This is a genomic window from Acinetobacter sp. WA-87, assembly GCF_039938935.1.
Taxonomy (GTDB): Bacteria; Pseudomonadota; Gammaproteobacteria; order Pseudomonadales; family Moraxellaceae; genus Acinetobacter; species Acinetobacter seifertii.
The window spans coordinates 583,226-600,090 of record NZ_JBDUVF010000002.1 but is presented as its reverse complement, the minus strand read 5'-3'; the positions used below and the strand labels follow the sequence as shown (position 1 = coordinate 600,090).

The 16,865-nt window shown below is 33.6% G+C and carries 22 protein-coding genes; 10 read left to right on the top strand and 12 right to left on the bottom strand.

Going from position 1 to position 16,865, the window contains the following annotated elements; translation table 11 throughout:
* Nucleotides 1-63: 63 nt before the first annotated feature.
* Nucleotides 64-1,404: a DUF6138 family protein gene (locus ABFY81_RS09805; RefSeq protein WP_347913660.1), complete on the bottom strand. Its 1,341-nt coding sequence runs from the start codon at nucleotides 1,402-1,404 to the stop codon at nucleotides 64-66.
* A gap of 134 nt (nucleotides 1,405-1,538) precedes the next feature.
* Nucleotides 1,539-1,847: a hypothetical protein gene (locus ABFY81_RS09800; protein ID WP_347913659.1), complete on the bottom strand. Its 309-nt coding sequence runs from the start codon at nucleotides 1,845-1,847 to the stop codon at nucleotides 1,539-1,541.
* A gap of 267 nt (nucleotides 1,848-2,114) precedes the next feature.
* On the opposite strand from ABFY81_RS09800, the gene ABFY81_RS09795 reads away from it, so the two are divergent.
* Nucleotides 2,115-2,450 carry a hypothetical protein gene (locus ABFY81_RS09795; protein WP_191001216.1) on the top strand — a complete coding sequence of 112 codons (336 nt, stop codon included), beginning with the start codon at nucleotides 2,115-2,117 and terminating at the stop codon, nucleotides 2,448-2,450.
* Nucleotides 2,451-2,648: 198 nt separating this feature from the next.
* On the opposite strand, the gene ABFY81_RS09790 is transcribed toward ABFY81_RS09795, so the two are convergent.
* The 3 genes from ABFY81_RS09790 to ABFY81_RS09780 form a co-directional block, all read right to left on the bottom strand.
* Nucleotides 2,649-3,470: an ROK family protein gene (locus ABFY81_RS09790; RefSeq protein ID WP_347913658.1), complete on the bottom strand. Its 822-nt coding sequence runs from the start codon at nucleotides 3,468-3,470 to the stop codon at nucleotides 2,649-2,651.
* A 404-nt stretch (nucleotides 3,471-3,874) separates the two neighbouring features.
* Nucleotides 3,875-4,381: an N-acetyltransferase gene (locus ABFY81_RS09785; protein WP_347913657.1), complete on the bottom strand. Its 507-nt coding sequence runs from the start codon at nucleotides 4,379-4,381 to the stop codon at nucleotides 3,875-3,877.
* A gap of 33 nt (nucleotides 4,382-4,414) precedes the next feature.
* The gene (locus ABFY81_RS09780) at nucleotides 4,415-4,672 is read right to left on the bottom strand and encodes a YjhX family toxin (RefSeq protein WP_039246697.1); all 258 of its coding nucleotides are present in this window, start codon (nucleotides 4,670-4,672) and stop codon (nucleotides 4,415-4,417) included.
* 278 nt (nucleotides 4,673-4,950) lie between these two features.
* Between ABFY81_RS09780 and ABFY81_RS09775 the strand changes: the two genes are divergently transcribed.
* From ABFY81_RS09775 to ABFY81_RS09760, 4 genes are all read left to right on the top strand, one after another.
* The gene (locus ABFY81_RS09775; protein WP_347913656.1) at nucleotides 4,951-5,370 is read left to right on the top strand and encodes a hypothetical protein; all 420 of its coding nucleotides are present in this window, start codon (nucleotides 4,951-4,953) and stop codon (nucleotides 5,368-5,370) included.
* 137 nt (nucleotides 5,371-5,507) lie between these two features.
* Entirely contained in the window at nucleotides 5,508-6,248 is a 741-nt protein-coding gene (locus ABFY81_RS09770; RefSeq protein ID WP_347913707.1) for a hypothetical protein, read from the top strand.
* Between the two features lie 119 nt (nucleotides 6,249-6,367).
* Nucleotides 6,368-6,694, top strand: a complete 327-nt coding sequence (locus ABFY81_RS09765) for a ribonuclease E inhibitor RraB (RefSeq protein ID WP_171304559.1) — start codon at nucleotides 6,368-6,370, stop codon at nucleotides 6,692-6,694.
* Nucleotides 6,695-6,725: 31 nt separating this feature from the next.
* A complete protein-coding gene (locus ABFY81_RS09760; protein ID WP_347913655.1) occupies nucleotides 6,726-7,109 on the top strand; it encodes a DUF2750 domain-containing protein in 384 nt (127 codons plus the stop codon).
* A 64-nt stretch (nucleotides 7,110-7,173) separates the two neighbouring features.
* Here ABFY81_RS09760 and ABFY81_RS09755 read toward each other — a convergent pair whose 3' ends face one another.
* The 5 genes from ABFY81_RS09755 to ABFY81_RS09735 form a co-directional block, all read right to left on the bottom strand.
* The gene (locus ABFY81_RS09755; protein ID WP_347913654.1) at nucleotides 7,174-7,647 is read right to left on the bottom strand and encodes a hypothetical protein; all 474 of its coding nucleotides are present in this window, start codon (nucleotides 7,645-7,647) and stop codon (nucleotides 7,174-7,176) included.
* Between the two features lie 97 nt (nucleotides 7,648-7,744).
* Complete coding sequence (locus tag ABFY81_RS09750) at nucleotides 7,745-8,065, bottom strand: hypothetical protein (RefSeq protein WP_347913653.1); 321 nt, start codon at nucleotides 8,063-8,065, stop codon at nucleotides 7,745-7,747.
* Between the two features lie 86 nt (nucleotides 8,066-8,151).
* Entirely contained in the window at nucleotides 8,152-8,460 is a 309-nt protein-coding gene (locus ABFY81_RS09745) for a hypothetical protein (protein WP_347913652.1), read from the bottom strand.
* 354 nt (nucleotides 8,461-8,814) lie between these two features.
* Nucleotides 8,815-9,048, bottom strand: coding sequence for a hypothetical protein (locus ABFY81_RS09740; protein WP_347913651.1), 234 nt, complete (start codon nucleotides 9,046-9,048; stop codon nucleotides 8,815-8,817).
* Nucleotides 9,049-9,127: 79 nt separating this feature from the next.
* Complete coding sequence (locus ABFY81_RS09735; RefSeq protein WP_347913650.1) at nucleotides 9,128-9,598, bottom strand: hypothetical protein; 471 nt, start codon at nucleotides 9,596-9,598, stop codon at nucleotides 9,128-9,130.
* 706 nt (nucleotides 9,599-10,304) lie between these two features.
* Between ABFY81_RS09735 and ABFY81_RS09730 the strand changes: the two genes are divergently transcribed.
* Nucleotides 10,305-10,877, top strand: a complete 573-nt coding sequence (locus ABFY81_RS09730; protein ID WP_151761338.1) for a TetR/AcrR family transcriptional regulator — start codon at nucleotides 10,305-10,307, stop codon at nucleotides 10,875-10,877.
* Between the two features lie 144 nt (nucleotides 10,878-11,021).
* Here ABFY81_RS09730 and ABFY81_RS09725 read toward each other — a convergent pair whose 3' ends face one another.
* A complete protein-coding gene (locus ABFY81_RS09725; RefSeq protein WP_347913649.1) occupies nucleotides 11,022-11,624 on the bottom strand; it encodes a TetR/AcrR family transcriptional regulator in 603 nt (200 codons plus the stop codon).
* 111 nt (nucleotides 11,625-11,735) lie between these two features.
* On the opposite strand from ABFY81_RS09725, the gene ABFY81_RS09720 reads away from it, so the two are divergent.
* The 4 genes from ABFY81_RS09720 to ABFY81_RS09705 all read left to right on the top strand — a co-directional run bounded on the left by ABFY81_RS09720 (nucleotide 11,736) and on the right by ABFY81_RS09705 (nucleotide 16,131).
* Nucleotides 11,736-12,833, top strand: coding sequence for an alkene reductase (locus ABFY81_RS09720; protein WP_347913648.1), 1,098 nt, complete (start codon nucleotides 11,736-11,738; stop codon nucleotides 12,831-12,833).
* A gap of 28 nt (nucleotides 12,834-12,861) precedes the next feature.
* Entirely contained in the window at nucleotides 12,862-13,911 is a 1,050-nt protein-coding gene (locus ABFY81_RS09715) for an alpha/beta hydrolase (RefSeq protein ID WP_347913647.1), read from the top strand.
* 71 nt (nucleotides 13,912-13,982) lie between these two features.
* Nucleotides 13,983-15,032, top strand: a complete 1,050-nt coding sequence (locus ABFY81_RS09710) for an alpha/beta hydrolase (protein WP_347913646.1) — start codon at nucleotides 13,983-13,985, stop codon at nucleotides 15,030-15,032.
* Nucleotides 15,033-15,123: 91 nt separating this feature from the next.
* Nucleotides 15,124-16,131 carry an alpha/beta hydrolase gene (locus tag ABFY81_RS09705; RefSeq protein WP_198072202.1) on the top strand — a complete coding sequence of 336 codons (1,008 nt, stop codon included), beginning with the start codon at nucleotides 15,124-15,126 and terminating at the stop codon, nucleotides 16,129-16,131.
* A gap of 54 nt (nucleotides 16,132-16,185) precedes the next feature.
* Here the strand turns inward: ABFY81_RS09705 and ABFY81_RS09700 are convergent, their stop codons facing one another.
* A complete protein-coding gene (locus tag ABFY81_RS09700; RefSeq protein WP_216134911.1) occupies nucleotides 16,186-16,803 on the bottom strand; it encodes a TetR/AcrR family transcriptional regulator in 618 nt (205 codons plus the stop codon).
* Nucleotides 16,804-16,865: the final 62 nt, after the last annotated feature.

The window sequence follows — 16,865 nt, the reverse complement described above, 5'->3', positions numbered from 1 at the left end:
AAAGCCTCTGTAGAACAGGGGCTTTTTTATACTTTAGATAATGCTCATAATGTTAAATAATATTTATCTGAAATCCTCTGTAAGCATCAAATACATCTTCCAAATTTCACGAGATTTAAATTTTTGCATAGCATAAATTTCATAAAAACAATCTTCTATGTCTCCGTAACTTTGCAAAGATAAAAATATTTCGGGCCACTGAATATTATGCTGTTCTTGTCTATATATATTTACTTCTTGCACTAAAATTTTCATCGCTGCAAGATTATTGAAATATGTATAAAAACTATTAGGTTCAGGTCGAAAATTTTCATGTTCTAAAAGTGCTTCACACATATTTAAATAGGTTTTTATAGTTTTAGATGTTAAACCTTGTCGATCTAAAAGAGCACATGGAATATAGTTTTGAAGAATGCAGTGGTCATTGGTTTTATTTAAAAACTTTATAAATTGGTCTGTATACTTAGAATCTTCTACTATAAGGGAGAAGATTGCAAAACCATCCACTTCAACGTAGTTTTCACCATCTAAATCAGTATAAAAACCAGATCCCTTTTCTATTAAGCTAATATAAGTCTGAATTTCAGGATGTAAATTATGATATTGGGCCGCACTATTGAATAATCTATTTGCCCCACAGTCAATTAAACAAGGAATTCCAAGTATTGTTTGATCTTTAATTTCTTCAACTTCAAATTTTAACTTATGACTTTGAGGAAAACCATTTTTAAAAAGCTGATTTATATAATTTAAGACAGCCTTATATGTTTCTTCATTATGTTGGAATGCTAAAATATCTATACTTGCTAATAGATTATTACTAGTCGCTTTAAAATAAAGATTTTCAATCGTAATAACTTCAATTTCAAGTTCACTATTGCTATGGGACACCAATTCTTGATAAAGGTCAAAATTTAACTCTTTGATATAATTTAAATATTCTTTAAACTCATAATTGGGACTATGTGTATATGCCATACACCGTATACCAAACATGAAAATTTTCAAGATATCTTGATCGTGCTTTTTAAAACAAACTTCTGGCTTTTTAAGCCATTTTGAACTGAATCGATTAGGATCTTCTTTATAAAAATATACAGGGAAAATAAATTTTTCTATGAAAATACTTAAGCATGATTCAAAGCCGGTATAAGTCTTAGAGTAAATTGTATTTAACTGCTTAAAAAAATTAAGATACTGTGAAAAGTCAAAAGGATAGTTTGCACAAAAATATATAATCAACTTTCTCAAATCTGTGTGTAAGTTTAATTCGATTTGATAGTTAGGTAAATAAATTGCTCCGATTACGTTTGATTTAGGATTATTCGGATACTTTCTTACAAGTTCAAAGTGACCAATTAAAATATCATTAATCAGTAACTCTGGGTTTTTTTCAAGTAACATTCTTGCGCCTTAGTTTTTTATGGTTGGAATGAATAATATTTAATCGTCATCTATAAATTGACTTAGAAAATATTTAAATTCAACGTAATATGCTTTAAGTGATTTAAAAAATGGGAGCACTTAGCTCCCGTTTTTTATTTTTGCTCATGTTCTTTGTAATATTGGTGTGCTCTCTTAGAATTATGCTTCCAACTTTTAGCAACTTTGGCAACATATGTTGAAAGATCATCCCATGCATCAGCTAAACCAGAGCCACGGGCTACACGAAGCTTAAGGGGGAAATCTTTATATTCAATAAAATGCATTGAATAAAAGCTTTTCTCTTGCTTAGTACTGAATTTTTTATAGTACACACTTCTCATATTAGGAAAGTGGTTCAGGAAAAACTCATTAGAGCGTGGTTTTTTTACAGATTGTTGATACTGATATTTCAGTTTTTTCATTGTTCCTCCTAGGTAACATTACCTAGAAGGGATCCTCTGCAAAGTAGTACATCATCTTTAATCCTACATATTGAATATTTTGTCACATACGGACTGCATTGTTGATTTTTAAAAAGCTAAACTATGGTTATTCTGCTTAGTTTAAATCTATTTAAAACGGTATGCTTAAATTCGTATATATTATACATGAGTCAATTTTATATAATGTTCATGTGCTAAGTACATTGTAAAATATCAAAATTAAAAGGTATAGGAAGAATTTTAGGGATGTATTTAGTTCATATTTGGACAGTTAATTCTATGGAAAAAGGCGAGTCTATATCCGCCTATCAAATACAAAAGGAATTTGCAGATATTTTAGTTTCAATTTTTGATAAGGAAATACTTCCACTTATTTCAGATCTTTCATATGTAGATTACGATTTGTATAGTGGGAAACAGCTTCATCAATTAATTAACGAATTTAATAAACTCATCGAAATTTATACAGATTTTAAAGATGAAATTTCTAAAATAATAAGCTTTTTAGAAAAAGCTATTGAGTGTAAAGAAAAAATTCTTTTTGACCCTTTTAGGGAATCAATCTTGGGTTTAAATATTTAAATTTTCTCTAAAATACTAAAGCTTATATCAAATTTTTCAGCTCAATAAGTAAAAACCTAAGCTATTCCCAATATGCCCTTAGCTAAGTTTTACAGGCATTCATGTTCATTTAAAGCAATCAAAGCATGCGAAAGGGTTTTTTCCATTAATATTGGCTGAACTTTCAGCATGCTAAATCAGAAAAATACTCATATTATTTTACTGTTCAGTTGCACGTATAGCACCTAAAGCAGCTACTTTTTTCCCCGCTTTTACTTTTGATATATCGCAATTTTGCCAAAGCTCGGGAAGGCAGTTTTTTTTAGCAGCTTCTAAAGCGGCCTCTAAATAACCGGGTAACTCTATTGTTCCTCCTCCTATTACTAGTTGTGAAGGATTTAAAAGATTAATGACTGTAGCTATTCCAAGACCTAATGCTTGTCCAGCGTCTTTTATAACAGCTAAAGTAGATTGATCTCCATTGTTAGCCATTAATGCTAAATTAGATGGGCTTAGTGCGCATAGTTTGGTAATTGCAGCGCCACTGGCAAGTTCATCTAGACGTTTTATTCCTTCGTTACTTTTTACTGGTAAGTAACCTAGTTCACCAGCCCAGCCACTAGCTCCCAGTAAGGGTTTTCCATTTGTTATGAATGCAGCCCCAATACCTGTACCAATCATAATAATGCCGCTTGCAGCATGAGATGAAAAATCATTGAGTTCTGCATACATAGCAGCTTTTACATCATTTAAGATCATTGTTTTACTACATAATAATTTTAATGCGTCATTTCCTTGCCAACCTATGAATGCTGGCAGGACATCACAATTAACAACGTATCCCGATTCGTTAACTAGACCCGGCACTGCTAGGCTTATGCTTTCGGGTTTAATTCCATGTTTTAAAATAAAAGATTGCAGATGTGATATTAATTCTTCTGGAGTGAATGAAATTCCTGTACTAAATATTTCTTCAATTTCATCACATAATATCAATAACTTAGTGCCTCCAAGATCTACACCAATTTTCTGAGTTTTCATCAAAAGCCTTATCTCAAAATTATTTTATAAATTTTAACGTGTCTATATGATCAAGATTTTATAATTATCAGTATTTGTGTAATAAATTTTAAAATTGCTTCCAAATGGAGATCAATTATTTTCCATATATTTCAATCTTATATATAACGGATAGCCCTAATTTTCTGTTTACTTGCTCCATTCATAACCCACTTTTACCAGTAACTACCTGATTATTTATCCTTACTTTTTCATGATCTAATCTAAAAAAATTTCATCTTGCGGGTTGGACTGAAAAGGGAACCACTCTCAATTTTATTTGTAGAATTTAATAGAATTAATAATTATATAATTTTCAAAGTTTTAAATTAATACAAAGCCTCTATAAATAGAGGCTTTGTATTAGATGTTGTAAGCGAACTTATTTATTCAGTTGCTGTAAAAGCATCATGATAAGTAACTTCTCCTGAAGGAATATGATTGCTAAAACTTATAGCTTGAAAGTATTCATTTGGTACATCAGGTAAATTTAAATCTGGGTATGATTTAAAACCAAATCGACTGTAATAATTTGGATCACCTAATAGAACGCAACCTTTTCCGCCCAATTCTTTTAACTTTTGCAAAGCTGCATTCATTAAAAGAGAACCAATGCCAATTCCTTGTTTATTTGGACATACAGAAATAGGGCCTAGACCATACCAACCAGTTTCACCCGACGTAATCGTAACTGGTGAAATAGCCACATGACCTACAATTAAGCCATCTTCTGTAGCAACCAAAGAGATCGTGAGTTGTTTATGTTTCCGAAGGCTGTTCACAATAAATTGTTCAGTATGGCTAGAATGCTCTTCATTTAAGAACGCGGCTTTCGTCAACGCTTCGATATTTGTAATATCTTCGGGTTGTTCATCTCGAATTATAATATTCATATTTTTCTTTCTCTTAATAAATAGCAACTTATATTAACGATTGTCTAGTTGAGGGCGGACTGTCTGAAGCCCTAACAATGTAATTTGATAAGGTTGGCTATTTTTAGATTTGATTAAACGTTTTGCTTTTAGCTTTTTAAATACATCTAAGGAACAATCAGATAGCACGAAACCTTCTCGTGTATAGCATTCAACGAAATAAACTGTGCCTGATGCATCACGTTGGTATTGAATATGTCCGCCTTTGGCAAGGACATGGAGAGTTCGCTGTTCGAACTTTGAAAGATTCATGTTAGAGCCTTGATAATAATCAAACGTGCAAATAGAGGTGATCAGAAATATGACCACAGAAAAATTGCGACATTGATAATCAACTCAATAATAAAAATTGAGAGTGATTATCAGATGATTACTATCTCCAACATATAAACCTCTTTTAGAAGGGGGATACTTTTATTCAAAGGATATATTAACTGTATATATCACTTAATCACAAATGTTTTTTATATTCATAGACCATTCATTTATATAAAATCAGACAACAAAAAATTATGTATGAGTTTTAGTAAATGAAAAAAACAATTTTTAGCCTAATTTTCGCTACTTGTGCAGCTTTTTCAAATAGTATTCAAGCAGAAGAAGTCTATTATCAACAAGAAGATATCGCTTATGCTTTTGAACTAGATTCAATCGAATTTTATTTACCAAGTAAAAGTAAATTTAAAATTACTGCTACCAGAAAACTAGTTGGCGTACCTGAAACAAAGTTTTATACAGGTGATTTTGATAAAGATAATATCACACAATTTCATATGGCTTTTGACTGTTCACACAAGACGATACAGATTTTAGACTTTATGATTGGTGATAAAAATAATGGCGAACTTAAGTACAAGAGCGATAAAAAGGGCGAAGTAATGAAAGCCACGGGTGACAATGATTTAGCTATGCTTAATTTAGTGTGTGAAAATGCTAAGGCTATAAAATAGTGCCTGTGAATTATAAGGCTTGTTTTTTAATACACGTATATACAATTTTCTTGGCGACCCACCTTTGAAAAAATGAAGTTAAAGATTTAACAATTATGATACCCGTACAGACATTCTCGGTTTTTGCAATTTTTCTGTTGTTTATTGCGCCATTGATTGGTGTTGTATTAACACTCGGTTTATTGGTGAAAGCACTATTCTTTTGGCGAAAGAAGGCTCAAAAGCCAGTGAGTTTTTTTTCTAAAAAAACATTATTCATTATGCTACTGGCATTGATATGTGACTTGTGGGCAGGTTACTTATTTTATATGAGTGCATCGGTAGAGTATGAGATTGCACTTAAGGAGCATTACAAGGAAAGTCGTAGCCATTTCGTTTTATCTCAAGATGCACAATATGGCGAACTATTGATTCCCAAAGGGAGCTTAATTAGTCGTTATGATGCTTTTGACAACGGTGAGCCACAAGTACCCTTTAGCTTACGTGGATTACAGGCAGTACGTTTCCCTCATCCTGTACAGGTTGCAGGAATGTGGGTAACTGCAATAGAACCTCCTCGAATGGAGTTGGCATGGGATCAGCAAATAGGTCCCGTTATGCGCTTCGATCCTAAGGAAGAAAATGGTTATGGTAAATGGGTTTATGATACGAAACGTCCTACCATCGCTTGTTCTCGTGGAGACATCGTGCTACTTGAAATTCCACTCATTGATTATGATATTGCAAAAGAATTTGGTAAGCCTGAGCCTGATGGAGCTAATGCTCGTTTTCGACCGAGTGAGTGGGGTGTTCAAGAATGTGAAAAAGGTCAGGGGCCAATTAAAGTTAGTCCAGCATATACTGGGACTGCACCAAAGAAACCTTGGTTTCAATTTTGAGATAGTTTTAGTAAATTTTTAGTTCTACATCTATTACTCATATTTTATTAAGGATTCTCAAGAATCTTTTGAAAGATGATAATCTCAAAGAACCAAAATTAGTAAAAATAGAGAATCAAATGAGCCAATTTCCTAATGATGCAACAGGGGATGCTTTAAACGCATTTAAGAAAAATGGGTTTGATTTAACAAAGCCGATGGAAATAGATTTCTTTATTGCAATACCTTCAGAAGAGATTGGAGAAAAGATTTCTACAGAGGTTAAAAGATTAGGCTGTAAAGCCAGCGTTGAGCAAGATGAAATTACTAAGGAATGGACTTGTTATTGTACGAATACAATGATTCCATTTTATGATGACATTATAAAATTCGAAGAAGATCTAAATAATATTGCTAGTCAATATGGTGGTTATACTGATGGTTTTGGTTCGTATGGTAATGTTTGATTAATTTTTAATAAATCATAGGTTCAAAATTATGAAAATTAGTCAAAAGCAAATAGATGCTGTAATTGCATTAGAAGGTGCTAAAAGATATAAGCATTTCATAAAAGTTATTGCCGATACAGAAGAAGTTTGGGGCTTATACAAGGATGGATGGGCATTGGCTGGAACAGAGGATAATCAAAAAGTATTCCCTGTATGGCCCGCCAAAGAGTATGCCGAGTTATGTGCTGAGCATGAGTGGGAAGGATATGAAGCCGAGCTGATTTCTTTAGATGACTTTATGAATGAATTGTTGCCTGCATTAAAAGATGATGAGGTATTAATAGGCATTTTTTATACTCCTTTAAACAATGGTGTAACTCCAGAGATAGAACAGGTACTAAATGATTTAGAGCTTGAATTGGAAAATTATTAGAAAGATATGATCTAGCCTCCTTAAGTGAGACTAATTTCTAAGAGCAGTTATTCTATGAAAGAAGCTAACATTGTAATGAAAGCCAATTTTTAAGATCATTTAAGAAGGTAGGCCATATCTCTTCTAGCTCTAATTTAGCTATACCTTCTAAAGCCAGATATAACTCATCATCATAATAATTTATAAAATCGTATAGATCTCCATCTTCAGCAAATCTAGATATCTTTATTAATATTGCAAATAAATTAGAAATTAATTCTATTGAATATCCGATAGAGGGTGTTATCTCTGTATATTTTTTTAGTATTTCATAAAGAATTTTTTTCTTAAGAGTAGGCTCTATATTAGTTTCAGCAATACTAATATTATTACAATAATCTAAGACTTCCTCATCTTTAGAGAAAAAACAAATGTCCAAAGCGAATAGATCTGCTGGGTTTTTATCTAGTCTATTTATAGCCCATTTTTGAATATCTTTAGCAGATTTTAAATTTAGTAGTAACTCTAACTTGAACTGAAATTTGTCTACATCATTCATTTAATTTTATTCACCTTTTAGCATTCTATAAGATACCTTATATGAGCAACTTATTATCACTATGCTGCTTTATTTTATATAAAATAAGATTTTAATATTAAGAATGTTTTGCTTTTTTAGGCATTCCGCAAGTCTTACAATTTTTTCTAAATAAAAGACTTATTCCATCCATTCCAAAACTTTCTGTAAAAAAACTTTTTTTACACCAAGGACAAATATCTTTAGACAAGAAAAACAAGCTACTAAAAAGCAGGACGAATAAAGCTACTATAATTAAAATAAGTGTAATCACTGACATATTTACATTAAAGTAAGTTAAAAGCTGAAAGAGGCAAAATAAAAAAAAAGGTATCCCAAAGAGTGTAAAAACAACAAAGTACTTTCTAATTTTTAAAAGTTGTTTGTATTCTTGATACATTCAATGCCCACATTTAAAAAATATTCTAGAATTCATAAGATACACCTTATACGGATAACAAAATGGAAGCAATCAGCTCCCATTTTTTATTTTTGTTCATGTTCTCTGTAGTACTGGTGTGATCTTTTAGAATTATGCTTCCAACTTTTAGCAACTTTTGTGACATATGTTGGAAGATCATCCCATGCATCAGCTAAACCAGGGCCACGGGCTACACGAAGCTTAAGGGGGTAATCTTTATATTCAATACAATGAATTGAATATAAGCTTTTCTCTTGCTTAGTACTGAATTTTTTATAGTACACACTTCTCATATTAGGAAAGTGGTTCAGAAAAAACTCATTAGAGCGTGGTTTTTTTACAGATTGTTGATACTGATATTTCAGTTTTTTCATTGTTCCTCCTAGGTAACATTACCTAGAAGGGATCCTCTGCAAAGTAGTACATTTTCTTGAACTCTACCTATTGAATATTTTATCGATATAGCATGCTTATTTATTTTTCAAAGCTAAGTCATGGTTATTGGGCTTAGCTTCGGTTTATTTGAAGGCTATACTTAAATCACCATACGATGCGTAAAATTATAAATTATTCTTCATGTAAATTATATTAAAATCACATTAATTTACTGGAAAATTCAGCTATTTAAAATTTCTCATAAGAGATTTATGTTAAATCTAAATAAAAAGTTTCTGATAAAATTGATAGAGTTTCGGATAAAATTTTATCTTACCCTTTCTGATTTATATTTATAAAAGGATGATTTTTTGCCTAAATATCTCTTTGCTCGATTGCTTAACTTTACGAATTTCTTCATATCCATCAATATCAATCACTTTAATACTGTCACCAATACGGACAATTGTTTTCATAGATGTGAATAGTAAGTTATTCTGTTCACTAACATTTTCTAGTTCGATTTCTTCTTTTGTTTCAGAATCAATCTTGAAAAATTTCTTATTACTAGGCGATAGATTAATCATATAGTTACCTGATTTAATTTGATAAAATTAAAATAGATGTATGACAAAATTATAAGGTATTTATTTGGTTTTATTTGTTTTAGATTGTCTTTTTATATAGTGCATAATCTACATATATATCAGTAATTATCCTTGCATCATTAGGATCTATAAATCTTATTTTATCTAAAGATATTTTCCCATTTTTATACTTATCAATATCCATCTCAAAGATCATAGCTTGTGCCATAACTGTACTTGAGTAATGTGATATGGCGGTATCTTTTAATGATTCTCCTAACATAATGGCTGAATCATTAAGTAATTTGTGAATTTCTTTAAAATTTTCAATTTCTTTATTTGCACCATTGTATCCATTTGATTCATATATTATTTTATGAATTTCATTTTGTAATGACTGGAGTTTTGATAAATTAACTATAAATTTTTTAGCTTCATTCGCTATTACTTCACTTGCTTTTTGATTTTTCCATTGCCATGAAATAAATAAAGCTACTCCTGCACCTGAAAAAGTAGCAATTGCTCCCCAATCCAAACTCCACACGCTCATTTCTTACCACTCATATGAATAAAATTAAATTTTTCTAAAATTAACATACTACATCTTGTACGTAACCTTTCTAGGCTGTTTTTTACCCCTTTATAAACCCCCATTTAACAATAACTATCTCATTATTTATCCTTACTTTTTAATGATCTAAATTAAAACAAATGTCATTTTGTGTGCTTGACTGCAAAAGGGTTGGGCACTATTCTTTGCCTGCTGGCCACATTGCCAGTCGGTTTTAGCAGACCGTATATTATCTCCCGCATCAGAGCCATTCCTTCTGAGGAATACTCTTGTGTGGTAGCCACTCGTTCCTTTCCCGTAGCGGTAGGACGGGAAAGGGACACCTACGGGTGTGCTAGTTTGAGATAATACTAGTCTGCTAACCCTTTCTCGTTCTGCCACCATAATTCTATAAATGTCTGGCAGAACTCCCAATAAAAAGGAGTTGGCTTTGCACATTCTTAATTTCTTGGCAGCCTTTGCCAAAAGCTTTAACAACACAACTTAGTTATTTATGAGTCTGATCGCCATGCGGCTGATGAGGCTTTAAATCGTCACGACTAAAAACTTGCAGCAACAATAAAACTTGAGATGTGCCAAGCACAGTCTTTATGGCTTTGCTATGCCTTTTTTTCAGCTTTTAAAAAGCAAAGGCTTTTATATCTCATTTATATACAACAACAATTTATTTTATAACGGTAAAATTATGCCAAATTTAATTCTCTCAACACGCGCTTTAAAAGCTGTAGAAAATGGAATTGATTTGTTTCATCACAATGGTTTTCACACCGTCGGTGTCGACAAAATCGTGAGTGAAACAGAAATAACAAAAATGACGTTCTATAGTTATTTTCACTCTAAACAACGCTTCGTTGATATCTGTCTCATTGTGCAAAAAGAACGACTGCAAGACCAAGTGATGGCTATGATGGAATATGATTTGGAAACAACTGTATTGGATAAAATTAAGAAACTCTATTGGTTACATGCCGATATAGAAGGGCCGTATTACTTATTATTTAAAGCCATTTTCGAAACTAAAAATAGCTATCCAAACGCTTATCAAACTGCGGTGAGATACAGAAAATGGCTCATCAATGAACTTTATAGCCAGCTCAGATTACTAAAAATAGAGGCATCATTTAACGATGCCAAAATACTGCTATATATGATTGAAGGAGCAATTATTCAGCTTTTAAGCGCACAGCAAACCGAGGAAAAGGAGAGCTTACTAAACTATTTTCTAAATAGTTTAACCAAGATGAAAATGTTGAGATGAGTGAATAGAAAACAATACAAACCTTCAAGGCGAGTGATTAGTGTCACTGGCCTATAAATTTAGTTGGCAGTTTTAAAGCACTATCATTTTAATGAAAGAAGTTGAAATCAAACCAAATGACTTCAACTCTAAAATCATTAAAAATTAGTTTTTTAGAGCTTTTAAAGCTACTTCTACACTTTCGTATAGGTTTTGAACGGGCACGTTATCTTTTGCTTGAATCGTAATGCCAAACAGTATCATGCCAAAGTAATCTGCTAATACATCCAAGTTTAAGCTTTCAGCTACATCGCCATCTTTTTGACCTTGCTCAAGTCTCGCTTTGATGAGAGCAACAGTCTTTCTACGCTCATTGCTTAAGATCTCTTGCACATTTTTACTTTCAGATGAACCTGATAATGCTGCGGATACGACTAAACAACCGGTTTTATCAGGCTTGCTATAAAATTGGTCAATTGTTCTGATTAACAAATTTTTAATGCCTTCTTGAGCTGTTAAAGACTCTTTAAGTGCTTCAATTCGATAATTACCAAAGCTTTTTACATAATAATCAACAGCTTCAATAAACAACTTTTCTTTATTTCCAAAAGAAGCATAGAGACTTGGCGGATTGATTTCCATCGCTTTTGTCAGGTCATTAATCGATGTTGCTTCATAACCATTTCGCCAAAATAGATTCATCGCTTTGTCTAATGCAGCATCTCGATCGAAATTACGAGGACGGCCACGACCTGCGGTTTTGTTCATTTTGTTCTCCATTTTGTATCAATCACTACAAAAAATCGTTGACTGTATTTTAGCGTGATTATATAGTGATCACTACATAAATAATCTTATGCATATTTTAAGGGCTAAAAAATGAATCACAAATTATTTAATTCAGTGACTGTGGGCGATGTTGAACTCAATAATCGTATTGTTATGGCACCAATGACCAGATCAAGAGCAGCACAGCCTAACGATGTGCCGACCGAACTCAATGCACTTTATTATGGTCAACGTGCAAGTGCAGGTTTAATCATTACTGAAGGCACACAAGTTTCTGACGTAGGTAAAGGCTATTCTTTTACGCCTGGTATTTATTCAGAAGAACAAATCAAAGGTTGGGCACTAGCGACTCAAGCTGTACATGAAAAAGGCGGAAAAATTGCTGCTCAGTTATGGCATGTAGGGCGTATGTCGCACTCTTCATTGCATATTAATCACGAGCAACCGATAGCACCATCTGCAATTCAGGCCAAAGCATCTGTATTTATTGCCAATGAAAAAGGTGAAGGGGCAATGGTACCTGCCGAGATGCCAAGAGCAATGGATTTAGATGATATTCAAAACGTTAAACAGGAATTTATTCAAGCTGCTCAAAATGCTGTGAAAGCTGGCTTTGACCTAGTTGAAGTTCATGCTGCAAATGGTTATTTGTTTGACCAGTTCTTATCTACAGATGCGAACCAGCGTACTGATAACTATGGTGGTTCTGTCGAAAATCGTGCACGTTTCTTATTAGAAACAGTCGATGCATTGATTGATGCAATTGGTGCTGGCCGAGTAGGGGTGCGTTTATCACCTTGGGGAACCATTAATGGCATGACAGACCAACAACCCGAAGAAATTACGCTTTATTTAGCTGAACAATTACAAAAAAGAAATATTGCTTATATTCATTTGGCTGAGTGGGACATGCTTCCACATGGTGATACTTATCCTGTGGGTTTCAGAGAAAAACTCCGTTCACTATTCACAAACACATTAATTGTTTGTGGAAATTATTCACTCGAAAGAGCCGAATCTATTCTTGATAAAGGATTAGTAGATGCGGTGGCATTTGGTCGTCCTTTCATTTCTAACCCAGATTTAGTAGAGCGTTTACAGTCAGGTCATTCTTTAGCACCAGCAAAATCTGAATATTTCTATGGTGGTGATGCAACGGGTTATACCGACTATCCGACTGCTGAATAAGCTCACTCTATCAATCAAGGCTAAGAAAATGAATAAATTTTTTAAAGTAATGACTTTGTCCGCAGCAATTGGTGTATTGGGATTGAGTCAAGCAAATGCAGAATATGACCCAAACTTAAAGTCGATAGATACGCCACCAGCCGTTTCACAGCAAATGTTTAATAAAGTGAAATCTGAAGGGTTAGGACAATATGCTTATGCAAAGGGTTTATCTAGTAAGTTTATAGAGTTTGAAGGTGTAAAACTTCATTACGTTGAAGGTGGATCTAAAGGGACACCAATTGTATTTATTCATGGTTTTGGTTCGACATGGAAAATGTGGGAACCAGTCATGCTGTCTTATATGAAAGACCATAAAGTTATTGCAATTGATTTACCGGGTTTGGGTCAATCATCTCCAATACTTAACGATGATTATTCGGCAGAAAATACCTCAAAAATCTTGATTGGCGCAATTAAAAAAATTGCTGGTAAAGGGCCAATCTATTATGTCAGTCACGATTTAGGTAATTCGGCTTCTTATCCATTGGTTGCCAATAATCAGGGCTATATCAAAAAAGCTGTATTTATGGACTCGCCAATTCCTGACCGTGCCATGTTCGAATATCCCGGCTATACCCCAGATGGCCCGGGTTTAGGTTGGCACTTTGGTTATTTCAGCTTTGGTGATATTGCTGAAAAGCAAATTGCAAATGACCCAAATTTATTTTTCTCATACTTTATTAAAACCTATGCAGGGAAAAAAGAAATTTTTACACCTGAGCTACTTGCTGAGTTGATTGAACCATATTCGACTCGAGATAAATTAAAAGCAGCTTTTGGATATTACCGTTCGCATGCAGACTCAGTTCGTCAAAATGAAGCATTACTTGCTAGTGGCAAAAAGTTAACCATACCTTCTATGGCGCTTACAGGCCAAAAAGGCGTAAATGATGTTTTGGTTAAAGAGATGCGAGCAAGATTTGTAGCTGATCCAGCCCAATACTCAGCCATTATTTTGCCAGATACAGGCCACTGGATGGTGGAAGAAAACTCTGAAGGTGTCGAGAAAAGTTTATCCAATTTTCTATTTAAATAAATATGAAATTCATCGCACTCAGGCTTAAGGCTTGGGTGCAATGAATTATTTATTTTAAATGAGTCATTAATATGAATAGATATTTTAAAAATATATCCATTTCTACAGCTTTTATTTTGGTTAGTTCTTCATATGCAAATGCAGAATATGACCCAAACTTAAAGTCGATAGATACACCGCCAGCCATTTCACAGCAAATGTTTAATAAAGTGAAATCTGAAGGGTTAGGACAATATGCTTATGCAAAAGGTTTATCTAGTAAGTTTATCGAGTCTGAAGGCGTAAAACTTCATTACGTTGAAGGTGGATCTAAAGGCACACCAATTGTATTTATTCATGGTTTTGGTTCGACATGGAAAATGTGGGAACCAGTCATGCTTTCTTATATGAAAGACCATAAAGTGATTGCAATTGATTTACCGGGTTTAGGTCAATCATCTCCCATACTTAACAATGATTATTCGGCAGAAAATACATCAAAAATTTTGATTGGCGCGATAAAAAAAATTACCAAGAATGAGCCTATTTATTATGTGAGTCATGACATTGGAAATACGGCCTCTTACCCTCTAGTTGCAAATAATCAAGATTACGTTAAAAAAGTTGTCTTTATGGATTCTCCAATTCCAGATATGGAGACATTCAATCACCCGGGTTATTCACCGAAAGGGCCGGGTTTAGGCTGGCATTTTGGTTATTTTAGTTTTGGTGATATTGCTGAAAAGCAAATTGCGAATGACCCAAATTTATTTCTCTCGTACTTTATTAAAACTTATGCAGGTAAAAAAGACATTTTTACGCCTGAACTCCTTGCTGAGTTGATTGAGCCATATTCGACTCGAGATAAATTAAAAGCAGCCTTTGGCTATTACCGTTCAAAGAAAGACTCAGCCCTACAAAATGAAGCACTTTTAGCAAATAACAAAAAGTTACTTATTCCTGCAATGGCACTTAGTGGTGAAAAGGGAGTGAATGACGTATTGATTAAAGAAATGAGAGCGAAGTTTGTGGAAGATCCAGCTAAGTTAGAAGCGGTAATTTTACCTAACACAGGTCATTGGCTAATTGAAGAAAACCCTGAAGGCGTCGAGAAAAGTTTATCCAAATTTCTATTTAAATAATCCGTAAAACTTTTACATTCGAATCGATCTTGAACTCGGATGTAACTCAGCTAAAACATCCTTATTCCTATTTGTTCGAGAGAAATGAAAGATGAAAAATAAACTGCCATTCTTGTCTTTATTTTTTGCTTGTCTTACTGCAACAACAGTCAGTTCTGCAAATAATGTGTATGGAGAGCATTTAGAAGGATTTAAATATCCTTATCCGCTCCAATATTTTAACTTCTCATCCCAACAGCAAAATTTAAAAATGGGATATATGGATGTTCAACCCAAAAAACCTAATGGACAAACAGTGGTGGTTTTGCATGGCAAAAACTTTTGTGGTGCAACTTGGGAAGAAACCATTAGTTTTCTAACGCAAAATGGCTATCGGGTGATTGCTCCCGATCAAATCGGTTTTTGTACTTCTAGCAAACCAGATCATTATCAATATAGTTTCCAACAGCTTGCAGAGAACACACATGCTTTACTCGATAAATTAGGGGTTAAACAACCTATTTTATTGGCGCATTCAACAGGTGGTATGTTGGCAACCCGCTATGCTTTGATGTATCCACAAGAAACAAAATTATTAGGAATGGTCAATCCAATTGGTTTAGAGGACTGGAAAGCAAAAGGAGTTCCATATCGCAGTATTGATCAATGGTATCAGCGTGAACTGAAAGTGAGTGCTGAGTCTATTAAAGCTTATGAATTAAAAACTTATTATCAGGGGCAATGGAAGCCTGAATATGATAAATGGGTAGATATGTTAGCTGGATTAAATGCAGGGAAGGGACATGAAAAAGTCGCTTGGAACTCAGCACTTATTTACGACATGATTTTTACTCAACCTGTCTATTATGAATTCTCTCATCTTAAAGTGCCTACCGTGCTGTACATCGGTACAGGTGACACAACTGCAATTGGTAGTGATATAGCTCCACCTGAAGTTAAGCAAAAAATTGGTCAATACAGTGTTCTAGGTAAAGAGGCTGCAAAATTAATTCCAAACGCTGAATTAATTGAATTTGCAGGTATGGGACATTCACCACAAATGCAAAACCCGAAACTATTTCATGAGGCTTTGATCAAAACTTTAAAGAAATACGATTAATGATTTGAAGCAATAAAAGCCCCTCTAAACACGGAGCTTTTATTGCTTATACAATTATTCTTTATACTGCCATGCCTTTAAAAACATTGAACAAACTTCTTGATTGAGTTTTTTCAATTCTTGAGAAGTTGGTAGTGCACCACCTAACATTGTTGCAGGATAAGAATATCCCATCACAGCACCCAAAAAGGCTTTAGCAGCTTCATCAGGATGTTCAACTTGAATTAAGCCTGCATTGTGTGCAGTTTCAAGAATATGACTTAAAGACCTCTTAATATTGCCTTGAGTACGATTCTGAATTTTAGGAAGAATCTCTTTCATTTCAACTAAAGCAATAATCATTAATCGTTGCAGACGAATCGCATCAACATTATAAAAATGAGTTTGCACAGCGTGCCCAATATCAAATAAACGTTGATCTAATCGTTTGTTACTATCCACGTGATGCTCAATAAAAGGAGCTTCCATTTCTGCTTTTAAATGGTCGAAGACTTCAATCAGCAGCGCTGTTTTGGTTGGAAAATGGTTATATAAAGTTTGTCGATTTGTACCAGCTTTAGTGGCAATAGCCTCTAAACGGACTTCTAAACCTTGTTCAAGAAAGAGTTCACGTGCTGCTGCTATAAGAGTTGGGCGGATTCGAGAGGGACGTCCTGGAGATTTTTTTAACATATGGTGTTTTCTTGCACATCTTATTTATTTACTTTACAGTAAAGTAAATAAATTGTCTATAT